The sequence below is a fragment of the Staphylococcus sp. acrmy genome (assembly GCF_022690565.1).
In the GTDB taxonomy this organism is placed as follows: domain Bacteria; phylum Bacillota; class Bacilli; order Staphylococcales; family Staphylococcaceae; genus Staphylococcus; species Staphylococcus caledonicus.
In genome coordinates, this window is record NZ_JALCVE010000008.1 from 1 (window position 1) to 21,592 (window position 21,592).

At 31.9% G+C, this 21,592-nt stretch carries 23 protein-coding genes; 7 read left to right on the forward strand and 16 right to left on the reverse strand.

Features of this window, described 5'->3' with window-relative positions; genetic code table 11:
• Positions 1-774: 774 nt before the first annotated feature.
• The 3 genes from perR to bcp form a co-directional block, all read right to left on the reverse strand.
• Positions 775-1,230, reverse strand: coding sequence for a peroxide-responsive transcriptional repressor PerR (gene perR / locus FH144_RS08880; protein ID WP_107507759.1), 456 nt, complete (start codon positions 1,228-1,230; stop codon positions 775-777).
• Positions 1,231-1,324: 94 nt separating this feature from the next.
• Positions 1,325-2,281: a phosphoglycerate dehydrogenase gene (locus FH144_RS08885; protein ID WP_242315213.1), complete on the reverse strand. Its 957-nt coding sequence runs from the start codon at positions 2,279-2,281 to the stop codon at positions 1,325-1,327.
• A gap of 4 nt (positions 2,282-2,285) precedes the next feature.
• Entirely contained in the window at positions 2,286-2,741 is a 456-nt protein-coding gene (gene bcp / locus FH144_RS08890; protein WP_242315215.1) for a thioredoxin-dependent thiol peroxidase, read from the reverse strand.
• Positions 2,742-2,822: 81 nt separating this feature from the next.
• Between bcp and FH144_RS08895 the strand changes: the two genes are divergently transcribed.
• Positions 2,823-4,112, forward strand: a complete 1,290-nt coding sequence (locus FH144_RS08895) for a glutamate-1-semialdehyde 2,1-aminomutase (RefSeq protein ID WP_242315217.1) — start codon at positions 2,823-2,825, stop codon at positions 4,110-4,112.
• 196 nt (positions 4,113-4,308) lie between these two features.
• On the forward strand, positions 4,309-5,403 hold the full coding sequence (locus FH144_RS08900) for an FUSC family protein (protein WP_107507755.1): 1,095 nt from the start codon (positions 4,309-4,311) through the stop codon (positions 5,401-5,403).
• Positions 5,404-5,552: 149 nt separating this feature from the next.
• Here FH144_RS08900 and FH144_RS08905 read toward each other — a convergent pair whose 3' ends face one another.
• The 3 genes from FH144_RS08905 to mutY form a co-directional block, all read right to left on the reverse strand.
• Positions 5,553-7,289 carry an ABC transporter ATP-binding protein gene (locus tag FH144_RS08905; RefSeq protein ID WP_242315219.1) on the reverse strand — a complete coding sequence of 579 codons (1,737 nt, stop codon included), beginning with the start codon at positions 7,287-7,289 and terminating at the stop codon, positions 5,553-5,555.
• A gap of 165 nt (positions 7,290-7,454) precedes the next feature.
• Positions 7,455-7,997 carry a nucleoside tri-diphosphate phosphatase gene (gene ntdP, locus FH144_RS08910; RefSeq protein WP_103166685.1) on the reverse strand — a complete coding sequence of 181 codons (543 nt, stop codon included), beginning with the start codon at positions 7,995-7,997 and terminating at the stop codon, positions 7,455-7,457.
• Positions 7,998-8,120: 123 nt separating this feature from the next.
• The gene (gene mutY, locus FH144_RS08915; protein WP_242315221.1) at positions 8,121-9,167 is read right to left on the reverse strand and encodes an A/G-specific adenine glycosylase; all 1,047 of its coding nucleotides are present in this window, start codon (positions 9,165-9,167) and stop codon (positions 8,121-8,123) included.
• Between the two features lie 148 nt (positions 9,168-9,315).
• On the opposite strand from mutY, the gene FH144_RS08920 reads away from it, so the two are divergent.
• On the forward strand, positions 9,316-10,293 hold the full coding sequence (locus FH144_RS08920; protein ID WP_242315223.1) for a metal-dependent hydrolase: 978 nt from the start codon (positions 9,316-9,318) through the stop codon (positions 10,291-10,293).
• A 122-nt stretch (positions 10,294-10,415) separates the two neighbouring features.
• Here FH144_RS08920 and FH144_RS08925 read toward each other — a convergent pair whose 3' ends face one another.
• From FH144_RS08925 to FH144_RS08955, 7 genes are all read right to left on the reverse strand, one after another.
• Complete coding sequence (locus tag FH144_RS08925; RefSeq protein ID WP_242315225.1) at positions 10,416-11,210, reverse strand: teichoic acid transporter; 795 nt, start codon at positions 11,208-11,210, stop codon at positions 10,416-10,418.
• Between the two features lie 8 nt (positions 11,211-11,218).
• On the reverse strand, positions 11,219-12,730 hold the full coding sequence (locus tag FH144_RS08930) for an ATP-binding cassette domain-containing protein (protein ID WP_242315227.1): 1,512 nt from the start codon (positions 12,728-12,730) through the stop codon (positions 11,219-11,221).
• Positions 12,731-12,745: 15 nt separating this feature from the next.
• Positions 12,746-13,060, reverse strand: coding sequence for a YfhH family protein (locus FH144_RS08935; RefSeq protein ID WP_242315229.1), 315 nt, complete (start codon positions 13,058-13,060; stop codon positions 12,746-12,748).
• Positions 13,053-13,856 (reverse strand): recombination regulator RecX, encoded by an 804-nt coding sequence (gene recX / locus FH144_RS08940; protein ID WP_242315231.1) that lies wholly within the window; start codon positions 13,854-13,856, stop codon positions 13,053-13,055. The genes FH144_RS08935 and recX overlap by 8 nt, the downstream gene beginning before the upstream one ends.
• 225 nt (positions 13,857-14,081) lie before the next feature.
• Positions 14,082-14,894: a monofunctional peptidoglycan glycosyltransferase SgtB gene (gene sgtB, locus FH144_RS08945; protein WP_107507747.1), complete on the reverse strand. Its 813-nt coding sequence runs from the start codon at positions 14,892-14,894 to the stop codon at positions 14,082-14,084.
• 278 nt (positions 14,895-15,172) lie between these two features.
• On the reverse strand, positions 15,173-15,691 hold the full coding sequence (locus FH144_RS08950; protein WP_119526230.1) for a type 1 glutamine amidotransferase domain-containing protein: 519 nt from the start codon (positions 15,689-15,691) through the stop codon (positions 15,173-15,175).
• 82 nt (positions 15,692-15,773) lie between these two features.
• Positions 15,774-15,941, reverse strand: a complete 168-nt coding sequence (locus tag FH144_RS08955; RefSeq protein WP_103166676.1) for an SE1561 family protein — start codon at positions 15,939-15,941, stop codon at positions 15,774-15,776.
• A gap of 157 nt (positions 15,942-16,098) precedes the next feature.
• Here FH144_RS08955 and yfkAB point away from each other — a divergent pair, with 157 nt between their 5' ends.
• Positions 16,099-17,238: a radical SAM/CxCxxxxC motif protein YfkAB gene (yfkAB, locus tag FH144_RS08960; protein ID WP_423585783.1), complete on the forward strand. Its 1,140-nt coding sequence runs from the start codon at positions 16,099-16,101 to the stop codon at positions 17,236-17,238.
• Between the two features lie 80 nt (positions 17,239-17,318).
• Here the strand turns inward: yfkAB and FH144_RS08965 are convergent, their stop codons facing one another.
• From FH144_RS08965 to FH144_RS08975, 3 genes are read right to left on the reverse strand one after another with little or no spacing between them, the layout of a single operon-like run.
• Entirely contained in the window at positions 17,319-17,852 is a 534-nt protein-coding gene (locus tag FH144_RS08965) for an acyl-CoA thioesterase (protein WP_242315235.1), read from the reverse strand.
• Between the two features lie 37 nt (positions 17,853-17,889).
• Complete coding sequence (locus FH144_RS08970; RefSeq protein WP_242315237.1) at positions 17,890-19,137, reverse strand: aminopeptidase; 1,248 nt, start codon at positions 19,135-19,137, stop codon at positions 17,890-17,892.
• Between the two features lie 13 nt (positions 19,138-19,150).
• Complete coding sequence (locus FH144_RS08975) at positions 19,151-19,357, reverse strand: DUF1128 domain-containing protein (RefSeq protein ID WP_107507742.1); 207 nt, start codon at positions 19,355-19,357, stop codon at positions 19,151-19,153.
• A 141-nt stretch (positions 19,358-19,498) separates the two neighbouring features.
• On the opposite strand from FH144_RS08975, the gene FH144_RS08980 reads away from it, so the two are divergent.
• The 3 genes from FH144_RS08980 to FH144_RS08990 all read left to right on the forward strand — a co-directional run bounded on the left by FH144_RS08980 (position 19,499) and on the right by FH144_RS08990 (position 21,580).
• Positions 19,499-19,963: a low molecular weight protein-tyrosine-phosphatase gene (locus FH144_RS08980; RefSeq protein WP_242315239.1), complete on the forward strand. Its 465-nt coding sequence runs from the start codon at positions 19,499-19,501 to the stop codon at positions 19,961-19,963.
• 5 nt (positions 19,964-19,968) lie between these two features.
• Positions 19,969-20,253, forward strand: a complete 285-nt coding sequence (locus FH144_RS08985; protein WP_242315240.1) for a YtxH domain-containing protein — start codon at positions 19,969-19,971, stop codon at positions 20,251-20,253.
• A gap of 100 nt (positions 20,254-20,353) precedes the next feature.
• Positions 20,354-21,580 carry a YihY/virulence factor BrkB family protein gene (locus FH144_RS08990; RefSeq protein WP_242315243.1) on the forward strand — a complete coding sequence of 409 codons (1,227 nt, stop codon included), beginning with the start codon at positions 20,354-20,356 and terminating at the stop codon, positions 21,578-21,580.
• Positions 21,581-21,592 lie beyond the last annotated feature (12 nt).

Consider the following 21,592-nt stretch of genomic DNA (forward strand, 5'->3'; position numbering starts at 1 on the left):
CTAAATAATGTTTGTAACATTTAAGTTACTTATTGGAATTAACGTTGACATATTGTCATTCAGTTTTCAATGTTCATTTCAAACAGTTACATTTATTAATTATATCAACAATCAATATCTTTTGTCAAGAACTTTTTTCTTTTTATTTAATCGAAAATTTATCTCTTCAAAACTCAATTGATTATTTCAACAAATAATATCTTATAATGTTTTGTTTTTATTTTCAATAGTCAAAATTACACTTTCTTAACATTAAGTTAAAAAACTTAATTATCCGTTTCAAAAATGTTTCTTTCGTTTTTGACGACTTTTACATAATAGCAAGTTTGTAATTGAACGTCAATCATTTATTATATAGAATTATGTTTAATTTTATACATCAAATGTATTCTTTAACGTTTAAGAGTATTATTTATATGAAATATATTAAATTATGAGCCTCTTTTACTAAAAAGCCAGGTAAATAATAGATTAGAAATATTAATTATTTGTAATTTATTCATCCCTTTAGCAAACGTAAAGGTAATTATTACCTTAATCATTTTAATAACTCACTATATTATAACGTCCCTTTTTAGCTAGATATTAGAGTTCTTCGATTTAGTTTTATTCATCTTACTTTATTCTCTTTTTTAATTAAAGTTATTTTATGATCATTCAATTTATATTTCTTAATCACAATTAATATTCCAAACCTGCACTTTTATCTATTGTAAAAAGAAAAAACACAATGGATGTTTTAATCCATTGTGTTGCCGATTTAATTTCACTTCATTATTGTTCTTCTTTATCTCTGCATTCTTTACATATTCCATATATTTCCATACGGTGATGTGTTACGTCAAATTCCGTAATATGTTGAGCAAGCTGTTCAACTTCATCCAATTGTGGATAATGGAAATCGACAATCTTGCCACATTTCTCACAAATAACGTGATAATGATTATGTGTATTAAAATCAAATCGACTTGATGAATCTCCATATGTTAACTCTTTAACAATACCGATACTTTTAAACACTCTTAAATTATTATAGATCGTCGCAACACTAATATTTGGAAAATCAGGTGAAAGTGCTTGATAAATTTCATCCGCTGTTGGATGTGAATGAGAAGTAATTAGAAAACGAATAATTGCTTGTCTTTGTGGTGTGATTCTTACTCCTGCTTTTCTAAGAGCTGCAATTGATTCTTCAAGTTCATGTTCTATAGATTCTATCTCCGCACTCATTGTGTTCACCATCTTTCTACATAAGAATTATTATTACTTTATACTAATATAACTGTTTAGAAAGCTTAATGTCAATAAGTACGCTAGTATTCTGCTAATATCCCTTATCAAGATCGACTAAATTCTCATTTACGCCCTCGTTATTGAGAAAATCATTCAAGTTTCTTTCAAATATCTTTGTGGAATCCTTTTTAATATTGTCATCATTTCCAGTTATGTGAGCAGTTATTGTTACATTTTCAATATCATAAAGAGGATGTTCTGATGGTAAAGGTTCATTTTCAAAAACATCTAAATACGCATGTCGGATAGTTTTATTTCTTAATACCTCTAAAATAATCTCTTCATCTACTATTGTTCCTCTACCAACATTAATAAATAATGTCTCACTATTCATACGTTCAAAGTGTTCTTTATTTAATAAATGATAAGTCTCCTTTGTTTCAGGCAACGTATTAATGATAATATCCGCTTCACTTTGACTTAGAATATTATCCAATTCTTCTATTTTATATATTTGATTAAAGTCTTTCTTTTCTTCTCCTGATTTGCTAATACCAATAATTTCTACCTTAAAGGGTTGTAATAATCTTGCAGCTTGTTGTGCTAATGCGCCAGTTCCTAAAAATAATATTTTTGCTCCACTTAGGCGTTTTCCTGTTAATTTTGAATCATAGATATGATTTTGTTGGTTGTCATATGATGTACGCATTTTTTTATAATCATCTAAGATGAACGCTAATATAAATTCAGATAGTTGCTTAGCTTGAACGCCTCTACTATTGGTTAAGATTATATTTCTCTCTTTTATATATTCTAATGGTAGGTTATTTACACCCGTAGCGTACCAAGCTATCCATTTTAATTTCGGACATTCTTGTAGAAAAGCTTTATCGACTTTACCATCATAGCCTATCAAGATGTCTAATGTGTTTTTTAAATGTTTTGGTATTTCACTAGCTTTTTTAAAGAAAGAAAATTCTAATTCTGGATATTTGTTAATGAGATATTTCTCTATATCACCTAATCGTTTTAAACTAACAATTTTCATAGTTTCACCCCAATATTTGTTTCAAGATTTCCATTTGTGTTTTTACTTTAACCTTCTCAATAACATCAATGATATACCCTTCTTCATCAATTACAAATGTGGTACGCACAATTCCCATGCTTTCTTTACCAAATGAACGTTTAAGTTGATACACGCCCATTTCTTTAGAAAAGTGGTAATCTTCATCAACCAATAAATCAAAATTCAAATCATTTTTCTCAATAAAATTTTGGTGCTTTTTCTTAGAATCTCCACTTATGCCAAACACTTTAACGTTTAAATCATTAAAATTTGATAAGTTATCTCTAAAATCGCACGCTTCTGTAGTACAAGTCGGCGTGTTATCACGTGGATAGAAGTATAAAATAGTCTTACCACCTTTAATTGTATCGTTTGTAATCCAATCGCCTTGTTGGTTCTCTAGTTTAAATGTTGGTAATTTATCGCCCTTTTTTAACATTGTTTCACCTATTTCTTAATATTGTTAGTTATATGATACGATAGTAATGAATATTATTAAAATAAGAGAGGTTGATAATAAATGAATTTCACAGAGAGTGAACGTCTCCAAGAATTATCTAATGAATATATCTTAGGTGGAGTAAACTCACCTTCACGTTCTTATAAAGCAGTTGGTGGCGGAGCACCAGTCGTTATGCGAGAAGGACACGGAGCTTATTTATATGACGTAGATGGCAATAAGTTTATTGATTACTTACAAGCTTATGGTCCTATCATTACTGGCCACGCCCATCCTCACATTACTGAAGCTATTCAAGATCAAGCAGCTAAAGGTGTTCTTTACGGTACACCAACAGAATTAGAAATTGAATTTAGTAAAAAATTACATGAGGCTATTCCCTCTTTAGAGAAAATTAGATTTGTAAACTCTGGAACTGAAGCAGTCATGACAACTATTCGTGTTGCACGTGCGTACACTAAACGTAATAAAATTATAAAATTTGCTGGCTCATACCATGGTCATTCCGACTTAGTATTAGTGGCTGCCGGTAGTGGTCCTTCACAATTAGGTTCTCCAGACTCAGCGGGCGTTCCTGAAAGTGTTGCTAAAGAAGTTATCACTGTGCCATTCAATGATGTTGAATCTTATAGAGAAGCTATGAAACATTGGGGCGATGAAGTAGCTGCAGTATTAGTAGAACCTATCGTAGGTAACTTTGGCATGGTAGAACCTCAACCAGGATTTTTAGAAAAAGTAAATAAAATAACACATGATTATGGAGCATTAGTGATATATGATGAGGTAATCACTGCCTTCCGCTTCCATTACGGAGCTGCACAAGACTTATTAAACGTCTACCCAGATTTAACAGCTTTCGGGAAAATTATTGGTGGTGGCCTTCCAATTGGAGGATATGGCGGACGCCAAGATATTATGGAACACGTTGCGCCTCTAGGTCCAGCATATCAAGCAGGAACAATGGCTGGTAACCCTCTATCAATGAGAGCCGGTATTGCCCTACTAGAAGTTCTTGAACAAGATGGCGTATATGAAAAGTTAGATGCACTTGGTAAACGCCTAGAAGATGGATTAAATAAATTAATCGAAAAACACAATATTACCGCTACAATTAATAGAGTTTATGGTTCATTAACACTTTATTTCACTGATGAACATATTACTCATTATGAACAAGTTGAGAACTCAGATGGGGAAGCATTTGGAAAATTCTTCAAACTTATGTTGCATCAAGGTATTAATTTAGCACCTTCTAAATTTGAAGCATGGTTCCTTACAACTGAACACACTGAAGAAGACATCGACAAAACACTTGAAGCTGCCGACTACGCATTTAGCCAAATGAAATAACTGGTTGAAAGCTTTTAAAGTCTGTCATCTCAGAATTTAACGTCAAAATAATCTACTAAATTGTTAACTTTAAATAGTATCTCAATTTAGTAGATTTCTTTATTTCTTCAATATAAAACTTGTATAGGTTCTTATTTCAAGTGTATACTAAATTCAATGTTATTAACTATAAATAAATTTTAAAGGAGCGTTATAGTTGAGGCTAGGAGCTCGTATACTTAAGACTGGTATTGCAATCATCCTCGCTTTGTTCATAGCTTCTTTCTTACCTGATAATGTCGGTTTGAAATCTGTAGCAGGGATTAGTGCGATTGTAGCAATGCAACCTAATATTTATCGCTCTATTAAAACAATCTCCGAACAAGCTACAGGTAACGTCATTGGCGCTATTCTCGCAGTTGTTATGGTCACTATATTTGGTAAAAATATAGTTATCATGGGTGTAACTGTCATTCTATTAATCGCCATTTTATACAAGTTGAATTTAGCACATGTAGCTACATTAGCTGGAGTTACTGCACTTATTATTATGGGGCAACACACTGGTTCTTTTTATGTAGCCGCTGCATTTAGATTTATTTTAGTCATGATCGGTGTAGTAAGTGCTTCGGTGGTTAACTTAATTTTCCTTCCACCTAAATTCGAAACAAAAATTTACCATAATTCAGTGAATATAGCTTCTGATATATTTATATGGTTTAAACTTGTATTAAATGACGCCTCTGACTATCATCAGATTAAAGAAGATGGTGAACAGATAGAATCACGCATATCGAAACTCGAACAAATTTTCAACTATTACAATGAAGAGAAAGCTTTAACTAGGAAAGCTACTTTTCAACAAAATAGAAAGAAAATCCTATTTAAAGAAGTAGTGGGTACTACTAGACAAGCTTATGAAGTTTTAAATCGTATGGCACGTTATCAAAATGATTTGCATAGTTTAAATCATAATCTTATTTTCCAAATTAAATTAGAATTAGATTCTTTAACAGCGTATCATGAACAAATTTTGAAAAGTTTATCAAAAAAAGCGCGCTATAATGTTGAACATTTTGATAATCAAATTAGAAATCCACAAAAGAAAGATCTTATGGATGCTTTCCAACAGCAACTTATTCAAAATCCTTATCAAGTAGAGTATTCTTATTCAAATATTATGCAAATCATTGCAACAATTGAGGAATATCGCTACTTTTTAGAACATCTTGATCGTTTAAGACTAAGTTTCTTTACCTATCATCGTAATGATACGGATATAGATATTGCAGATGAAGACTTTGATTTATAATTCAAGCATGAGACTAGCATATCAACCTCTTTGATAGAAACATGCGAAATAAACAAAAATACCAAATAAGGCGTAGAGTCGATTCATAATAATTGAATCTTCTCTACGCCTCTTTATTTTAGGATTTAACCCTTAGAATCTGTAATTTTTTATAGGTTTTGAATGCTATATAAATGTTCATAAGCACCTTGTTTAGCAATAAGTTCTTGATGTGATCCTGTTTCAACGATTTGTCCGTTTTGCATAACAATAATCTTGTCAGCATGAGTAATCGTAGATAGTCGATGGGCAACGATAAGCGTCGTACGATCTTTACTTAATACATCTAATGCTTCTTGAATGATTGCTTCACTTTCTAAATCAAGTGCACTAGTTGCTTCATCTAAAATTAAGATTGGTGGATCGTTTAGGAAGATACGTGCAATCGATAGTCGTTGTTTTTGACCACCGGATAATTTAACTCCTCGTTCCCCTACTTCTGTATCGTAACCATCTTGTAAGTTCATAATAAAATCATGTGCATTGGCCATTTTAGCAGCTTTAATAATCTCTTCTTCTGTCGCGTCAGGTCGTCCTAGTAGAATATTTTCTCTAACCGTATCAGAGAATAATACATTATCTTGTTGTACTAATCCTATTTGATTTCTTAAACTACCTGTTAAGAAGTCTTTAATATTATGACCGTCAATTAAGATTTCACCTTTTGAAACATCATAGAAACGTGGTATTAGATTGATTAGCGTCGACTTACCACCACCACTCATTCCTACAAAGGCTACAGTATCACCTTTATTGATGTTAAGATTGATATCTTTTAAAATTGTTGCCTCATTTGAATTATATTTGAAGCTTACATCTTTTAATTCAATATGGCCTTCTTTAATTTCAATTGGCTGAGCCCCAACGCCATTTTTAATATCGTAATCTTCATCTATGAGTTGGAAGACCCTGTCCATAGATGCAAAACTTTGAGTTAATGTAGTAAAAGAAGCTACTAGTCTTCTTAAAGGACCGAAAAGTTGTTCTAAATAACCAACGAAGGCAGCTAATGTACCAACTGTGATTGAACCATTAATTGCTAGATAGGCACCTACGCCAATGACGATAATTGGTCCTAGGTCTGTAACTGTATTAATAGCAGCGAAAGAATATGCATTCCATGATGTATGTTGGAACGCTTTATTTAAGAAGTTTTTGTTTTTATGGTCGAAGTTTTGAGCTTCATTATTTTCTATCGCGAAGCTTTTAATTACAGACATGCCTTGCACACGCTCATGTAGAAATCCTTGAACTTCTGCTAACGCTTGTGAACGTTTGCGGGTTAATTTTCTTAAGCGTCCAAAGAAAAAATATACTGTTAAAATATAGAATGGGAAAATGATGAGCGCAGCAAATGTTAATTTAACGTCTAAGAAGAACATAATTGTTAGTGCAATAATAATAGTGATACAGTCTAACCAAATGTTCATTAAACCTGTTAAAATGAAGTCTTTCGTTTGTTCTACGTCATTAATAACCCTTGAAATTACTTGACCTACTTGATTATTAGCATAGAATCTTGCACTTAATGCTTGTAGGTGATTGTATAATTGTTTACGAATATCATACAAGATTTTGTTACTTGTCCATTGCGCTAAATACTGACGTAAATACTCGATTGGTGGTCTCACAATTAAGAATATGAATAAAGCAATCCCAATAGCGATGCCAAGATGTTGGAATTTCTCATTTGTTGAAAGCGCATGATTATTAATTACGCCATCAATAGCGTATTTGATTAATAGTGGAATTAACATCGGTATGCCAAATTTAATAATACCAATTATAATAGTGGCAATAATACGATATTTATATGGTTTTACAAACTCTAAATAGCGTCGTATCATTCCAATCCCCCCTTTATGTCGCTTAATTTACTTATTGAAAATTAATAGAGGTTGAAGACTTAGTATTACAAACTACGACGTCCATAATAATACAGTCATTTCAACCTCTAACTATTATCACTCAAGTACTATAAAACAAATAAATCGTAATTACATCTTTTATGCTTAATAATTACGTATCTTTTTATATCTTTGCTTCCAAACTTTGATAAAATCAGGTGCAAACGGTCCTTTCTTTTGTTCAATCCACTGTTGAAGGATATCGACATTGCGACGTAAGATGACATCAATATCAGAAGGATAATTCATTTGATTCATATGTTGCTCATACTCATCTTCATCTAATAAGTGATATTTCCCATTAGGATAAACCTTAATATCTAAATCATAATCGATATATTTTAACGCTTCCTCATCACAGACAAAAGGTGAAGATAAATTACAATAATAATAGATGCCGTCTTCTCTAAACATACAAATGACATTGAACCAATATTCTGAATGGAAGTACACAATTGCTGGTTCTCTTGTAATCCAAGTTCTGCCATCACTTTCAGTAACTAACGTGTGATCATTACCGCCTATGATAACATGATCCGTACCTTTTAATATTGTTGTTTCAGACCATACTCTATGAATGTTACCATCATGCTTGTAGCTCTGAATTTTTATATTTTCGCCTTCTTTAGGTATGGATTCTTTAACCATACTCCACACCACCTTTTATTATTTTCGCACTTTAGATTATAGCATATTTTTCATAAAGTCTTTAAAAAGGAATGTTTAAAATATTAACGAATTTATATTTAGATTGTGACATACCTATATAAGTTAACCATTAATGAATTCATATATTTTATTCATCGATACGGGCATCGTATAATCTTGTCGCGTATCTAAATCAAACCAGGCCATATTTTTCTTATTTAATTCTTCTTCTGAAATATTCACTTCCTCAATTACGCTATATACTTGCATATTCCACGTTTTATGTGTGAATTGATGTTTAAATTGGCATACTTTTTCTTCAGCAATAGTTAATGACATGTCCAACTTTGCTTCTAATTGTTCTAATGCATTAGGTTCTTCAAACATTAGAAACTGCCACATACCGTTTAATAACTTTTCTTGCCGTTTCTCAATGAGATAATGTCCTTTATTATTTCTAATTAAAAATATACTTTGTTCTACCGTTTTTTTCTTAACATTTTTAGTTTTTACTGGAAGTTCTAAGACGGTGCCCTCTTTGAAGGCTTCACAATTTTCTTGCACAGGACAAAATAAACATAATGGATTTTTAGGTGTACATATTAAAGCCCCTAGTTCCATCATCGATTGATTGAAAGTTCCAGCTTCTTCATTGACGTATGGTTGTAATTCCTTTTCAAAAGCTTTTCGCGTTGATTGTAATTTAGTATCACGGCTATCGTTATTTAAACGTGACCATACTCTAAATACATTTCCATCTACAGTAGCAAGGGGCTGATTATACGCTATACTCATAACAGCTGCTTGCGTATAGGGCCCAACGCCTTTTAACTTGCCAAATTTTTCAGGGGAATTCGGTACGAGACCTCCATATTCCGCTTCTACTTCTTTAACAGCGGTATGGAAATTTCGTGCGCGGCTATAATAACCTAAGCCTTCCCAATATTTGAGCACCTCGTCTTCATGGGCTTGACTTAAATCTTCAATAGTAGGAAAACGTGCAATAAATCGGTGATAATAATCTATAACTGTTTTCACTTGAGTTTGTTGCAACATTACTTCACTTAGCCATATATAATATGGATTAGTAGTTTCTCGCCAAGGCATTGCTCTTTGATTTTTCTCGAACCACGTTACTATATTTTCTTTAAAAGAGTGCTCTTTTAACATCAACATTTTTCCTTTCTACAACTATCACGTGTATTGAATCTATTTCAATGTGCTAAATTATTTAATATTTTGTTAAGTCTCTTCATTTTGTTATTGTAACTTTTAGATTATAATATAAATTAAATTAAGATGAAAAGAGTGAAGGTTTATGGATACAGCCACACATATTGCAATGGGTGTCGGGCTAACTGCATTAGCCACACAAGATCCTGTGATGGCTAATACGATGGTAGCTACTGCAACTACACTTATTGCGGGATCTTTAATCCCTGATGGTGATACAGTTTTAAAATTAAAAAATAATGCTACATATATTTCTCATCATAGAGGGATTACACATTCAATACCTTTTACTGTTTTATGGCCCATATTGATTGCATTCTTTATTTACGTCATATTTCCTAATGTAGATACCACTCATATGTGGTTATGGGCTCAACTTGCAGTATTTTTACATGTGTTTGTAGATATTTTTAACTCATATGGTACCCAAGCATTACGACCAATAACTAACAAGTGGATTCAGCTAAGCGTTATTAATACCTTTGACCCCATTATCTTTGGCATCTTATGTCTTGGTATTGTCATTTGGTTGCTAGGCGTTCATCCGTTTTTAGTCTTTTTCCCTATTATTGGTGTGTTAATAGTGTATTATATTATTCGTTTCCAAATGCAAGCTATTATTAAAAGACAAGCGTTAAAACAAATCCAACAACAACATAATCCAGTAAAAATCTTTGTAGCACCTACAATGAAATTTATGGAATGGAGAGTTGCTATCCAAACTGAAGAACATGATTATGTAGGAAGAGCTCATGGTCGTAATGTCGTATTTAGCGATAAAGTGAAACGTCAAAACTTTTCTCCTGATACATTACTATGGCAACTTAAAAGTAATCCTGACATTAGAACATTTTTAAACTTTTCTTCAATCTATCGTTGGCAAACAAGAAGATTAGATGACGATACTACTGAGATAAGACTTATAGACTTGAGATATTTAAATAAAGGTCATTATTCTTTTGCCGCTATTGCTCATGTTGATAATGACAATCATATTGATCACTCTTATATTGGATGGGTTTTCAGCGAAGAAAAGCTACAAAAAAAATTATATTCACATTAATCTAATAAACACGTTATTAATACGTGTTAATAGTTCTATTATTAATTGCTAAACTAGTAAAGGCTGAGACATTAATTTAAGTGTCTCAGCCTTTTCCTATAACAATTGCTATTACGTCTTTTTTAATTTTCATTTCTTAGCGTTATTGCATTCTGTAAGTATCTATATTTTTCATGTGCGACATATCTCATTATCATAAAATTTAGTGTTCCTAATATAACTAGGAAAATTAAAAAATACACATGATAAGCCACATTATACATATTAATTGCTCCAAAAATAGCTGAAGTTGCAGAACCATCCACTATATAGTAAAACGGATTTAACTTTAGAATTTGGTTCAATAAACTTGTTTTGGTACTAGGTAAATAAAGTATTGGTAATAATAAGAAACTTACAACACTACCTATGATAAATATTGTTAATATTTTTTTACTTAGAATATCAAGTAATCCTAATGTAACTGTTATAAAAATCATACTTACTATAGTCATCAACATGAAGAATAAATACGCTAGCATTGATGTTTCAAAATTAATAGGTTTAAAAACCGCGATAATTAACGTTAAAACCATCAGAATAATATTCCCAACTAAAATATTAGCTATCGTTGTTACTAGGGGCGTTAATTGAAATGATTTTGTAACTAAATAATCTTGACTATACTCTCTATACGACTTATAAACTGTAGCCGTGATAGTGATGAATGATATGAACGTGATCATTCTATATAACCATCTTGCTTTGACAATTTCTTCGATATCTATAATTGAAAGTGAGATGAGGACAATCGCTATAAGTATTAATTGGGCTACAAATAGAGTTATAAACCATTTTTTAGTATCAATAATTCGTTGTTTAGCGAATTTCATGAGTGATGGAAAAAATTTAAAATATAATAATAAATTATCTATCATTTTTACACCTACAATTCAATATAAATCCATTTGCTATCATTCATATCCGCAATAAGATAACCATTGTCCGTTTTCACAGTCCATAAATCTTGAGTAATATGATATTTATCTTTTAGTTTATCTTTATCAACTATTGGAAAAACGAAACCAGTTAATTTATTTTGATCATTAAATAGCATATCAATGGGTTGTTGCGTTACAGAGACGACGTAGCGTGAATCTTCGTCAGGTACTAGCGTTTTCTTAACTTGTTCATGTTTTTTATGTAATTGACTATTAAAGTAATCAACGTAATTACTATAATTAGATTTCATATATGGAGCTAGAGTGCTTAATGAATGCGACTCATATAGCGCAGCTGGATTGAAATATTGTAGCTTACTTTTCCCTACCTCATAATCCTTATTATTCATCGTCACTTGATATTTTTTGGAATTTTCACCCGTGATTGTAACAAATGTATATTTAGGTACTTTTATATTAGATTCACCATCAAGCGTGATTGAATCATTCATGACAATACCATAAGCAAGCTTTTCTTCAAAAGGATCTTTGTTTTGAACTTTCTTCTGTGTTTCAATCGTAGGTGCTTCGATTGTTCCAATATTATTCATTACTAAAGCGCCGATTAAGATGAGTGCTAATACACTTGTGATAAGTATCGTCCAAAATTTAACGACGAAATCTGGGACTTTAGCATTCTTATATCGTTCTACACGTTTAAAGTTATAACTCATATCAGGCAAACGACTGCGACTTTCTTTCCAATCTAAATCAAAGTTTTGTTGTTCTTCTTCATTATCAATGCTTAATCTATCCCGCTCATGATCTTTAAATGCCGGTAACACTTGGTTTAAAGAACCTTCCATCCGTACTTGGCCATGTGATATCCAAGCTACATAGTTACTGACTTGAGTAACTTTATTAATATCATCATCAATAAGTATGAGGGATTGATTATCAGAAATATAATCTTTAGAAAGTTGTTTTGCTTTTTCTAGAAAAGCATCGTCTAGATGTTCAATAATATGATTGAGAATTAATACCTCGGCACGGCATACACGTGCGAGACTTAGTATTAATTGAGCAAATTCTGTATGACTTAATTCATTAATCTTCACAGATGCTTTCTCATCTAAATGAGCGTATTTAATAATTTGTTCAATATTATGTGATGATGTTTCATATGTAAATAACTGTTGAATATCTTTAACATATTCCTTAACAGTAATGTGAAGTAAATGTTTATCTTTAATATCTCCATAATACGTGGAGGCAGATTTCACCATTTTACCTCTATCGGGTTTGATATCGCCAGCTATAATTCTACCTAATAACGTTTTAGATGAGCCAGGTTCTCCAATAATAGCTAATGCTTCACCTTGGTAAATGTGCAAGGATATTTTGTTTAATTCAATATCTTCTGCATCATATCCAAAAGGTAAATACCATTTTCTATTTTTCTTATTTCTATAATAATGTGTAACATTAAGTAACTTTAAAATTATTGAACTTCCCATTCGTGTTACATCCTTCTAAATTTTTAATAAAGCAAGTGGCAAACCTTCTTCAGGAGATGAACTATTAATTCTATATCCCCAAGCAAATATGCCTTTTAAGCGTTCTACTTTAAAATATTGATCACTACTATCGTTTAATTTATACATTCTTCCAAGCTCAACCTTTGTCCGGTCAACTAAGTAACTTTCAGCTACAATAACTTTACTTTGATATACATCATATTCGTTCATGATGCCATTCATTTCAGCTTTACGCATTTTTTCTCTATATGTTTGAATTTCATGTCTAAGCTCTTGTTCTGACATTTCATTTAGTCTCTTGTTATCCATCTGAAATACCACTTTCTTCTAGTTTAATTTTAATTTTATCATACTTATATCCTTTTCTCATAAGAGACTCAATTGTTTTCATCACTAACATTTGGCCATCATATTTACGGCGTTGTTTAGTATAAACTTTTTCCAAATCGTTAGCTAATAACTGATCAATGGTTTCTTCATCTTGGGTGAAATCCAATTCACCCAAAGCTTGTTGCGCCACTTCCATTGAATAACCTTTTTGAATGAGGCTTTGTAAAACTTTCTGTTTAACCTTTGAAGTGGGACCTTTTTTTGTTCGCATTATTTTCTCTGCTACACCTATGACCGCTTCTAATGATTGTTCTTCTTCATATAGTGCTACATAATTAGCAATAATATTAGGTTCAATACCCACTTGGTATAATTTTTGTTTATATATTTCCGGGCCTTTATCAGTAGTATTTAGCATTGTATTTTTTAAGCTTTCTGCATAATCATCATGATTAATATACATTTCTTTATAGCAATAATCGATAACTTGCTGAATAGCAGTTTCACTTATTTCATTTTTAGCAAGATGTTGTCGTACTTCTTTCTCTGTTCTTTTCTTGTAGGAGAGATATTGAATCGCCATGTTAATGCCTAATCTATAGTGCTCATGTTTCTGAATTTGCTCCATATCTTTAGCTTCAACGATTTGACCTTTTTTTAAATTGAATTTAACTAAAGTATCAATATCTATACCCATTTCGAATTCTCCGTCTAAGAATAGATTAAAGCGTTCTTTATTTTTCTTTTGTACTTCAATTTTAGTGATTTTAGGCATCTCAACCCCTCCTTCTTAAATATGGAGAATATAATTTACAATACCCTTTCAAAGAAATGAAAAGCATGTACTTTGCCACACTCATTCACGGTCTATTCTTACCAAGGTATCATCTCAATCTCATATAACTTATTCTATAATAGTCTTAGCATGTCTCAAAGTATTTTATCCATTAAAAAGAAGAGATTGGAGCAAAAGTATTGATGTTCCAGTCTCTTCATTACATTAATAATTATTGAGTTGTGATAATGCCTCTTGATATTGATTGTCAGAAATATAATTTTGTTGTTTCATCTTTTCAAGATTGGTTTTGATACGATTTTTAAAATTATCTGACATATTGCTAATATCATACACGCTTGGCGCATTAACTTTACTAGCTAAAATGGCGCTTTGTAAAACTGTTATTTGAGAGCCACTGCCGTTATTCTGGTTTGTAGTTGTACCAAAGTAATAATTTGCTGCACCTTCTATTGTGTATTGGTTACTACCGTAATAAATATTATTCAAATAAAAACTTAAAATTTGATTTTTACTATATTGTTGTTCTACTTTATGTGCAACAAAGAGTTCTTTTAACTTTCTTGTAAAAGATTGTTCATTATCATAGTAATAATTTTTCACTGTTTGTTGAGTAATAGTACTTCCACCTTGCACATCATGTTCACCAATAGTTGAAAACAATGCTCGTGTTGTACCTTTTAAATCAAAACCGTGGTGTTTATAAAATCTTTCATCTTCCATAGAAATAAAAGCCCCTTTTACATAATCAGGCATATTATCTACAGAAACATAGCTATTTTTATTTTCAATTGATTGTAAATCATCAACATTCGCTCTCGAAGATAAGAAATACATTAAACCGGTAAATAATGCGAAAATAAGAATAAAGATTAAGAATATTCTTAGGAATATGCGTTTACTTTTCTTTTTTTTAGGTGGTTTACCTACAGGCTCGTAATACGTATTGTAATACGGTTCATTACGATACTGTGTATGTCTTTCAGGCGAGTTATGATATCTTTGGCTTCTTTTCATGCGCTAGCTCCTTTACTTAAACTCACTCTATAATTGAGAGTTTAACAGTAGTTGATATATTTAGCTATACTTAACGCTAAAAATCAGTCCCAGGGTGTACACGGCCTGATACCTTAGCACGAGTGTCTTTAATTAATAATCATGAAATAAGCAATATTGAAAACTGATACATTCTCTAAATTTATAACTCTGGTTAAATAATCTTTATAACATAAAAAACCTAGGACATTTAATTAAAAATGTCCTAGGCTCTTCAATCATTACTACTAATCTCTAAATTAGTCTTCTAATTGTTTAACAATTTCTCTATTGAAATCGTCTAAGTCGTCTGGAGTACGGCTTGTAACGATGTTGTTATCAACAACAACTGATTCATCAACTACGTGAGCACCAGCGTTAGATAAGTCTTTACGTACATTTAGCACTGCAGTTAATGTACGACCGTTTAAATCGTCAGTATCAACTAAGACTTGTGGGCCGTGGCAAATTGCGAATGTTGGTACATCGTTTTTAGTGAAGTATTTAGCAAATGCGCCATAACGACCTTCAGCATCGCCACGTAAGTGGTCTGGTGAAAATCCACCTGGGATTAATAAGCCATCGTAGTCTTCTGGTTTAGCATCAGCAATGCTTACATTTACAGTAGCTTTTTCGCCGTGTTTACCTACTACTTCTGCGTTTGCAGTATCTCCAACGATTTCAGTTTCAAATCCTGCTTCTTCTAAAGCTTCTTTTGGACTTGTTAATTCTATATCTTCAAATTCGTCTGCTAAGATAATTGCTACTTTTTTAGCCATGTGTATATCACCTTTCTTAATCGTATTATATTGTATGTATAGACACTTTTAAGAGGTTTTAAACATATGACGTTAGTTTAAATTAATTTTCCTTAGATACTGATTTCACTTTTTCTTCTAATTGGTCTAATAAACCAATCCATTCATCAATATCTTCCACGCTTACTTCGTCCGGGTTCACATGATCAATATCTTCTAAGAATTTTGATAAGCGTGTTTTAATTTGGTCAATTGTTAATTGTTCGTCCATGAAAATTTGTCTCCTTTAATTATCTATTTTATTTAACATTTACGTTAGTTTTATCCTAACAGAATTTGACAAAAAGGGATATAATCTTAATAATGTTTACTGTACTTTTTAGCAACGTATAAAGGAATTTAAATGTTTAGGAGTAATAAATATGTTGATGACAAATCAAAAAAAGCCTATTTCTATTAATAATGATCCTTGGGAAGCATATAACGATATAGAAGAACATGGCAAATTAACATTAAGTAATATAGAATTTACAACTACTAATTTATGTAATATGAGATGTAGTCATTGCGCTGTAGGCTACACATTACAAACGAAAGATCCTGACCCCCTACCTATGGATATTATTTACCGTCGATTGGATGAAATTCCTAATTTACGTACAATGTCGATAACTGGTGGAGAACCTATGTTCTCTAAAAAATCAATTAAAAATGTAGTCAAACCACTTTTAAAATATGCGCAAGACCGTGGTATTTATGTTCAAATGAATTCTAATCTAACGCTTCCTCAAGATCGTTACTTAGATATCGCTGAATACATAGATGTAATGCATATTTCTCATAATTGGGGAACTATTCAAGAATTTACTGATGTTGGCTTTGGTGCTATGAAAAAACAGCCACCATTAAAAGCTAAATTGAAATTATATGAACAAATGTTAGATAACGCGAGTACTTTATCAGAACAAGGGATGTTTATATCTGCTGAAACTATGCTAAATCAAAGTACTTTGCCCTATCTAGATAAAATCCATAATGAAATCGTCAATGATATGAAATGTAGTCGTCATGAAGTGCATCCAATGTATCCTGCCGACTTTGCTAGTCAACTTAATGTCTTGCCTCTAAAAGAAATGAAACAAGCTATTCATCATTTATTAGATATTCGTGATGAAGATGTATGGATGTTATTTGGCACTTTACCTATTTATCCTTGTATTAATGATGAAAATGACCAAGCTTTACTACAACGATTAAGAGATGCCAAAAATGTGACGATGCGTAACGACCCCGATGGACGTAGCCGATTAAATGTAAATGTCTTTAGTGGAGATGTTATCGTGACAGATTTTGGAGATGAGAATGGTACTATCTCTAATATTAAACGTGATAAATTATCAGATGTCTTTAATAAATGGTTAACATCTGATTTAGCTAAATCTTTAAACTGTCATTGTGAAGCTTTCCAATGTTTAGGTCCAAATGTCTTAGTAAAAAATATGTACTACCCTGATACAGACTTTAAACAAAAAGAAATTGAAATGCATACAGAAAGTATATTTAGTTAATTGAGAATATTTAAAAGCAGCGAATCCTATTTTAAATCAATAGAATTCGCTGCTTTTTTACTATCTTTATTATTATGATTTTATATTTCTTCTATATTTTGGACGTCTGATAGAAAATCAAGCGTGTTTTTACTTTCTTCACGTCGATCTTTTCTTCGTTGAACACGACTAGGTGCACCTTCATAGAACCATTTTTCAATTTTAGTTTCAGGATAAACTTGTGGTACTTTTGTAGGTTTGCCATTGTCATCTAAAGCAACGAAAGTTAAAAAGCTAAGCGCTGCCAAATGTCTTTCTTTATTTAGTACGTCTTCAATAATAATTTGAACACAAATTTCCATTGAGCTTTTACCAGCATAGCTCACCATAGCTTCATATGAAGTAATTTCTCCTGTTTTAATTGGTCGAAGAAAATCCATTGAATCCATAGAAGCTGTCACCACTTGTGCATTAGCGTGTTTCATTGCTGTAATTGCAGCAACTTCATCAATATTAGACATTAATGAACCGCCAAACATTGTGTGATGATGATTGGTATCTTGAGGAAATACTTGTTTCGCTTTAATACTTTTAGATTCAGACATTGATTTTTTATTGTCTTGAGAATTTGACATATACTTTGCTCCCTTTATCTATACTATATTTAATGAGTTATTGTGCCCAATTCCCATTTTCAAAAACTAATTCTTTAGAGCCATCATGAAGAATGCCATAAATAGTTAAATCTGAGCTACCAATCATAAAGTCTTCATGCACATTGGAGTCATTTAAACCACTTGCGATTTTTTCTTCAGTAGTCATTTCTGTTCCGCCTTTAACATTGAAACCATATGCGGAACCAATGGCTAAGTGGCAAGAGGCATTTTCATCGAATAACGTATTGTAAAAGATAGTGTTACGGTTTGAAATTGGTGAATCATCTGGTACAAGCGCAACTTCACCTAGGCGTTTTGAACCTTCGTCGGTATTAATTAAGTCTTTGAGTACTTCTTCACCTTTATCTGCTTTAAAATCGACGATGACTCCATCTTTAAAAGTTAAAGTAAAACCATCGATAATATTTCCATTATAACTTAGTGGAAGTTTATTTGTTACATAACCATTGACGTTGTTTCGGTCAGGCGCAGTAAAGACTTCCTCTGTAGGAATATTGGCAATAAAAGGTTGTTGATCTTCATTAACATAACTTGTAGCATCTTCCCAAATGTGATTTTCCGGCAATCCAACTACTAAATCTGTACCTTCTGAAATGTAATGTAGTACTTTATAATTTTTTTGTTGTAAACGTTGAGCGTGAACGCTTAAATCATTCACATGTTGTCTCCAATTAGCAACTGGATTATTTCCGTCTACTCGTACAATATCGAAGACTTCATCAATAAATTTAGCGTAAGCCTCTTCTTCAGACAACTCTGGGTACACTCTTTTAGCCCATGCTTTTGATGGAAATGCAGCTACCACCCAAGGGAACTTATTCTTTTGACTACCTTCCATGTAGCCTTTAAATCCTTGAGAATATTTTGTTTGATAGGCTTTTAACTTCTCAGCATCGATACCACTTAATAAATCAGGGTCTTCAGTTAGAAGTGCTAAATTGGCAGCACCACGGTTGGCATAATTCATTCGTTCCTCTACATCAAAATCTTTGATTTCAACAGTCTCGAAGTGTTCTACAGTTTCATATTCAAACTTCAAGCGTTTTAATGTTGGATCTGAGTAAACTACTCTTACGTCAGAAGCACCAACTTTATATGATTCTTCTACTATCAAATGAGTTAATTCTATTGCGTCAACTGATGATCTAATGAAAACGGGTTGTTTTGGTTGTATATTCATACCCACTTTTACTAGCAGTTCAGCATATTGTTGTAATTTATCTTGATAATTTGAGTTTGTCATTTAAAATTCCTCCTTAGTCTTGACGTAAATTCCCTAATTCGTCAGCTATTGCTGTAACTTCACTTGGTGAAAATGAATCTTTTGACATGACAAAACCATGAATTTCTTCTATATCTTGTTGATTAGAATTTTTAAATTTATCTGGATCTAATAATCCTTGGTTTACTATATTTAATTTTTTTCTAATATCGGCAATCATTTCTTCATTACTTTGCGCCATTCTTCTCACCTCTTTAATACAACATTTTATCAGAGTATGAAAATTTAATAAACTTTTATAGAAATTAGCAAAGTTATGCCTTTCTAAATGTTTAAAATACCTATAAAATGGTTTTATATTAATAGTTTGGAGGAATACAAGATGGTAGATGTAGCATTTGTCTGTCTCGGAAATATTTGTCGTTCTCCTATGGCTGAAGCGATTATGCGCCAGCGTTTAAAAGATCGAGGAATTTCCGGTGTTACAGTTCATTCACGAGGCACTGGTCGTTGGAATCTTGGAGAACCACCTCATGAAGGGACTCAAGATATTCTTAATCGTCATAATATCTCATATGATGGTATGATTAGTGAGCTGTTTGAACCAGATCATGATTTTGATTATATTATCGCAATGGATCAAAGTAATATAGACAATATCAGATCAATTAATCCTAATTTAAAAGGACAATTGTTCAAATTGCTAGAATTTAGTAACATGGAAGAGAGTGATGTGCCAGATCCATATTACACAAATAATTTCGAAGGCGTGTATGAAATGGTACAATCATCTTGTGACAATCTAATAGATTACATCGTTAAAGATACAAATTTGAAAGAGGGGTAAGCAAAATGCAAAATAAATTAATTCCTGGTATTTTAATTGGCGCTATTGTTGGTGGCGCTGCTACATTAGCTGACAAATCAACTCGTACTTCATTAGTACAATCTGTAAAAGATATGAAAGAAGGTAATCGTTCACGTAAACCTTCTAAAGTCAGCTCTATCAAAGATGAAGTTTTATACTGGAAAGATACTATCGAAGAAATTCGTCGTAACAATCCAGAGTTAGAAAAATCAATTAAAGATGCTAAAGATACTTTTGTAAATCGCAAAAATAATCGCATCGGTAAATAATTGATTGATTTTAGAGGTTGGGACAAAGGCGTAAACCATTCGTGTCCCAACCCCTTTCTTTTAAAATAAAATAAGTTGTCGTTTTATAGAGGAGGCCATTATGTCGAATAAAAATCAATCAAGCTCGAACTACCTTAATTCTGTGAAAGAACAGCAAGAAGGAGATCAAGATAAAATCAAGGTTGATCGTACATATGTAGAACCGCAAGAATTCCAATCTAAAGAACCTAAAAAGGATGATCAGGTTTTCTTCGTGTCACGATTAAATAAACCTGCAAAATACACAAAAAAATCAAATTTTATTTCTTATTTAATTTATCGTATCGGTAAGGATGATGCTTCAGGTTTAGCGGCACAAATGACTTATCACTTCGTCTTAGCGCTATTCCCAATGTTAATCTTCTTATTAACATTATTACCATTCTTCCAAATCGATCCTCAACAGATTAAAGATTTGGTTAGTCAAAATGCACCATCTGAAACTGCAGACGTAGTATCAAGAATCTTCGAAGATATCACGAAAAACTCAAGTGGCAGTTTACTTTCTGTCGGGTTATTATTAGCAATCTGGTCTGCATCAAATGGTATGTCTGCAATTATGAATTCATTCAATGTTGCTTACGATGTAGAAGATGCGCGTAACCCTGTTGTTCTTAAAATTTTAAGTGTTGTTTTCACTATAGTTATGGGAATTGTATTAGCTTTAGCGTTAACACTACCTACATTTGGTGATTTTATTAAAGAACATCTATTTGGTCCATTAGGCTTAAGTAATGAAGTCGCATGGATATTTGATTTAGTTAGAATTGTTCTACCGTTTATTGTTATTCTTATTTTATTCCTAACTTTATATTCAGTAGCACCAAATGTTAAAACTAAATTTAAATCAGTATTTCCTGGTGCGCTATTCACATCAATTATATGGTTAGTCGGTTCATTTGCGTTTGGATGGTACTTATCTAACTTTGGTAACTATTCTAAAACGTATGGTAGTTTAGCCGGTATCATCATCTTACTACTTTGGTTATATATTACTTGTTTCATCATTATTATTGGTGCAGAAATCAATGCTATTGTACATCAAAGACATGTGATTAAAGGACAAACTCCTGAAGAAGCTGCATTAGTACATGATGATAATAACCAAAACCATTACAACGAAGATACAACATATGAATATAAACGCACTCAACCTGGTAAGGATGAGGATTATAATATCGATAAGGATGACGATGATAATAACGCTGAAGAAAAAGAATCGTTAACTGATAAAATTAAAGATAAGTTCACTTCAAATAACGATAATGAAGATAATAAGAAATCATAATTCGATATGAAG

Excerpts from the sequence above, each read along its gene's own strand:
- mutY (WP_242315221.1), bottom strand. The coding sequence starts at position 9,167 with ATGTTAAAAGAGCACTCTTTTAAAGAAAATATAGTAACGTGGTTCGAG.
- FH144_RS08935 (WP_242315229.1), bottom strand. The coding sequence starts at position 13,060 with ATGGATAACAAGAGACTAAATGAAATGTCAGAACAAGAGCTTAGACAT.
- ntdP (WP_103166685.1), bottom strand. The coding sequence starts at position 7,997 with ATGGTTAAAGAATCCATACCTAAAGAAGGCGAAAATATAAAAATTCAG.
- FH144_RS08955 (WP_103166676.1), bottom strand. The coding sequence starts at position 15,941 with ATGGACGAACAATTAACAATTGACCAAATTAAAACACGCTTATCAAAA.
- FH144_RS08905 (WP_242315219.1), bottom strand. The coding sequence starts at position 7,289 with ATGATACGACGCTATTTAGAGTTTGTAAAACCATATAAATATCGTATT.
- bcp (WP_242315215.1), bottom strand. The coding sequence starts at position 2,741 with ATGTTAAAAAAGGGCGATAAATTACCAACATTTAAACTAGAGAACCAA.
- FH144_RS08925 (WP_242315225.1), bottom strand. The coding sequence starts at position 11,210 with ATGATAGATAATTTATTATTATATTTTAAATTTTTTCCATCACTCATG.
- FH144_RS08970 (WP_242315237.1), bottom strand. The coding sequence starts at position 19,137 with ATGACAAACTCAAATTATCAAGATAAATTACAACAATATGCTGAACTG.
- sgtB (WP_107507747.1), bottom strand. The coding sequence starts at position 14,894 with ATGAAAAGAAGCCAAAGATATCATAACTCGCCTGAAAGACATACACAG.
- recX (WP_242315231.1), bottom strand. The coding sequence starts at position 13,856 with ATGCCTAAAATCACTAAAATTGAAGTACAAAAGAAAAATAAAGAACGC.
- FH144_RS08965 (WP_242315235.1), bottom strand. The coding sequence starts at position 17,852 with ATGTCAAATTCTCAAGACAATAAAAAATCAATGTCTGAATCTAAAAGT.
- FH144_RS08895 (WP_242315217.1), top strand. The coding sequence starts at position 2,823 with ATGAATTTCACAGAGAGTGAACGTCTCCAAGAATTATCTAATGAATAT.
- FH144_RS08885 (WP_242315213.1), bottom strand. The coding sequence starts at position 2,281 with ATGAAAATTGTTAGTTTAAAACGATTAGGTGATATAGAGAAATATCTC.
- perR (WP_107507759.1), bottom strand. The coding sequence starts at position 1,230 with ATGAGTGCGGAGATAGAATCTATAGAACATGAACTTGAAGAATCAATT.
- FH144_RS08980 (WP_242315239.1), top strand. The coding sequence starts at position 19,499 with ATGGTAGATGTAGCATTTGTCTGTCTCGGAAATATTTGTCGTTCTCCT.
- FH144_RS08990 (WP_242315243.1), top strand. The coding sequence starts at position 20,354 with ATGTCGAATAAAAATCAATCAAGCTCGAACTACCTTAATTCTGTGAAA.
- FH144_RS08950 (WP_119526230.1), bottom strand. The coding sequence starts at position 15,691 with ATGGCTAAAAAAGTAGCAATTATCTTAGCAGACGAATTTGAAGATATA.
- FH144_RS08920 (WP_242315223.1), top strand. The coding sequence starts at position 9,316 with ATGGATACAGCCACACATATTGCAATGGGTGTCGGGCTAACTGCATTA.
- FH144_RS08975 (WP_107507742.1), bottom strand. The coding sequence starts at position 19,357 with ATGGCGCAAAGTAATGAAGAAATGATTGCCGATATTAGAAAAAAATTA.
- yfkAB (WP_423585783.1), top strand. The coding sequence starts at position 16,099 with ATGACAAATCAAAAAAAGCCTATTTCTATTAATAATGATCCTTGGGAA.
- FH144_RS08985 (WP_242315240.1), top strand. The coding sequence starts at position 19,969 with ATGCAAAATAAATTAATTCCTGGTATTTTAATTGGCGCTATTGTTGGT.
- FH144_RS08930 (WP_242315227.1), bottom strand. The coding sequence starts at position 12,730 with ATGGGAAGTTCAATAATTTTAAAGTTACTTAATGTTACACATTATTAT.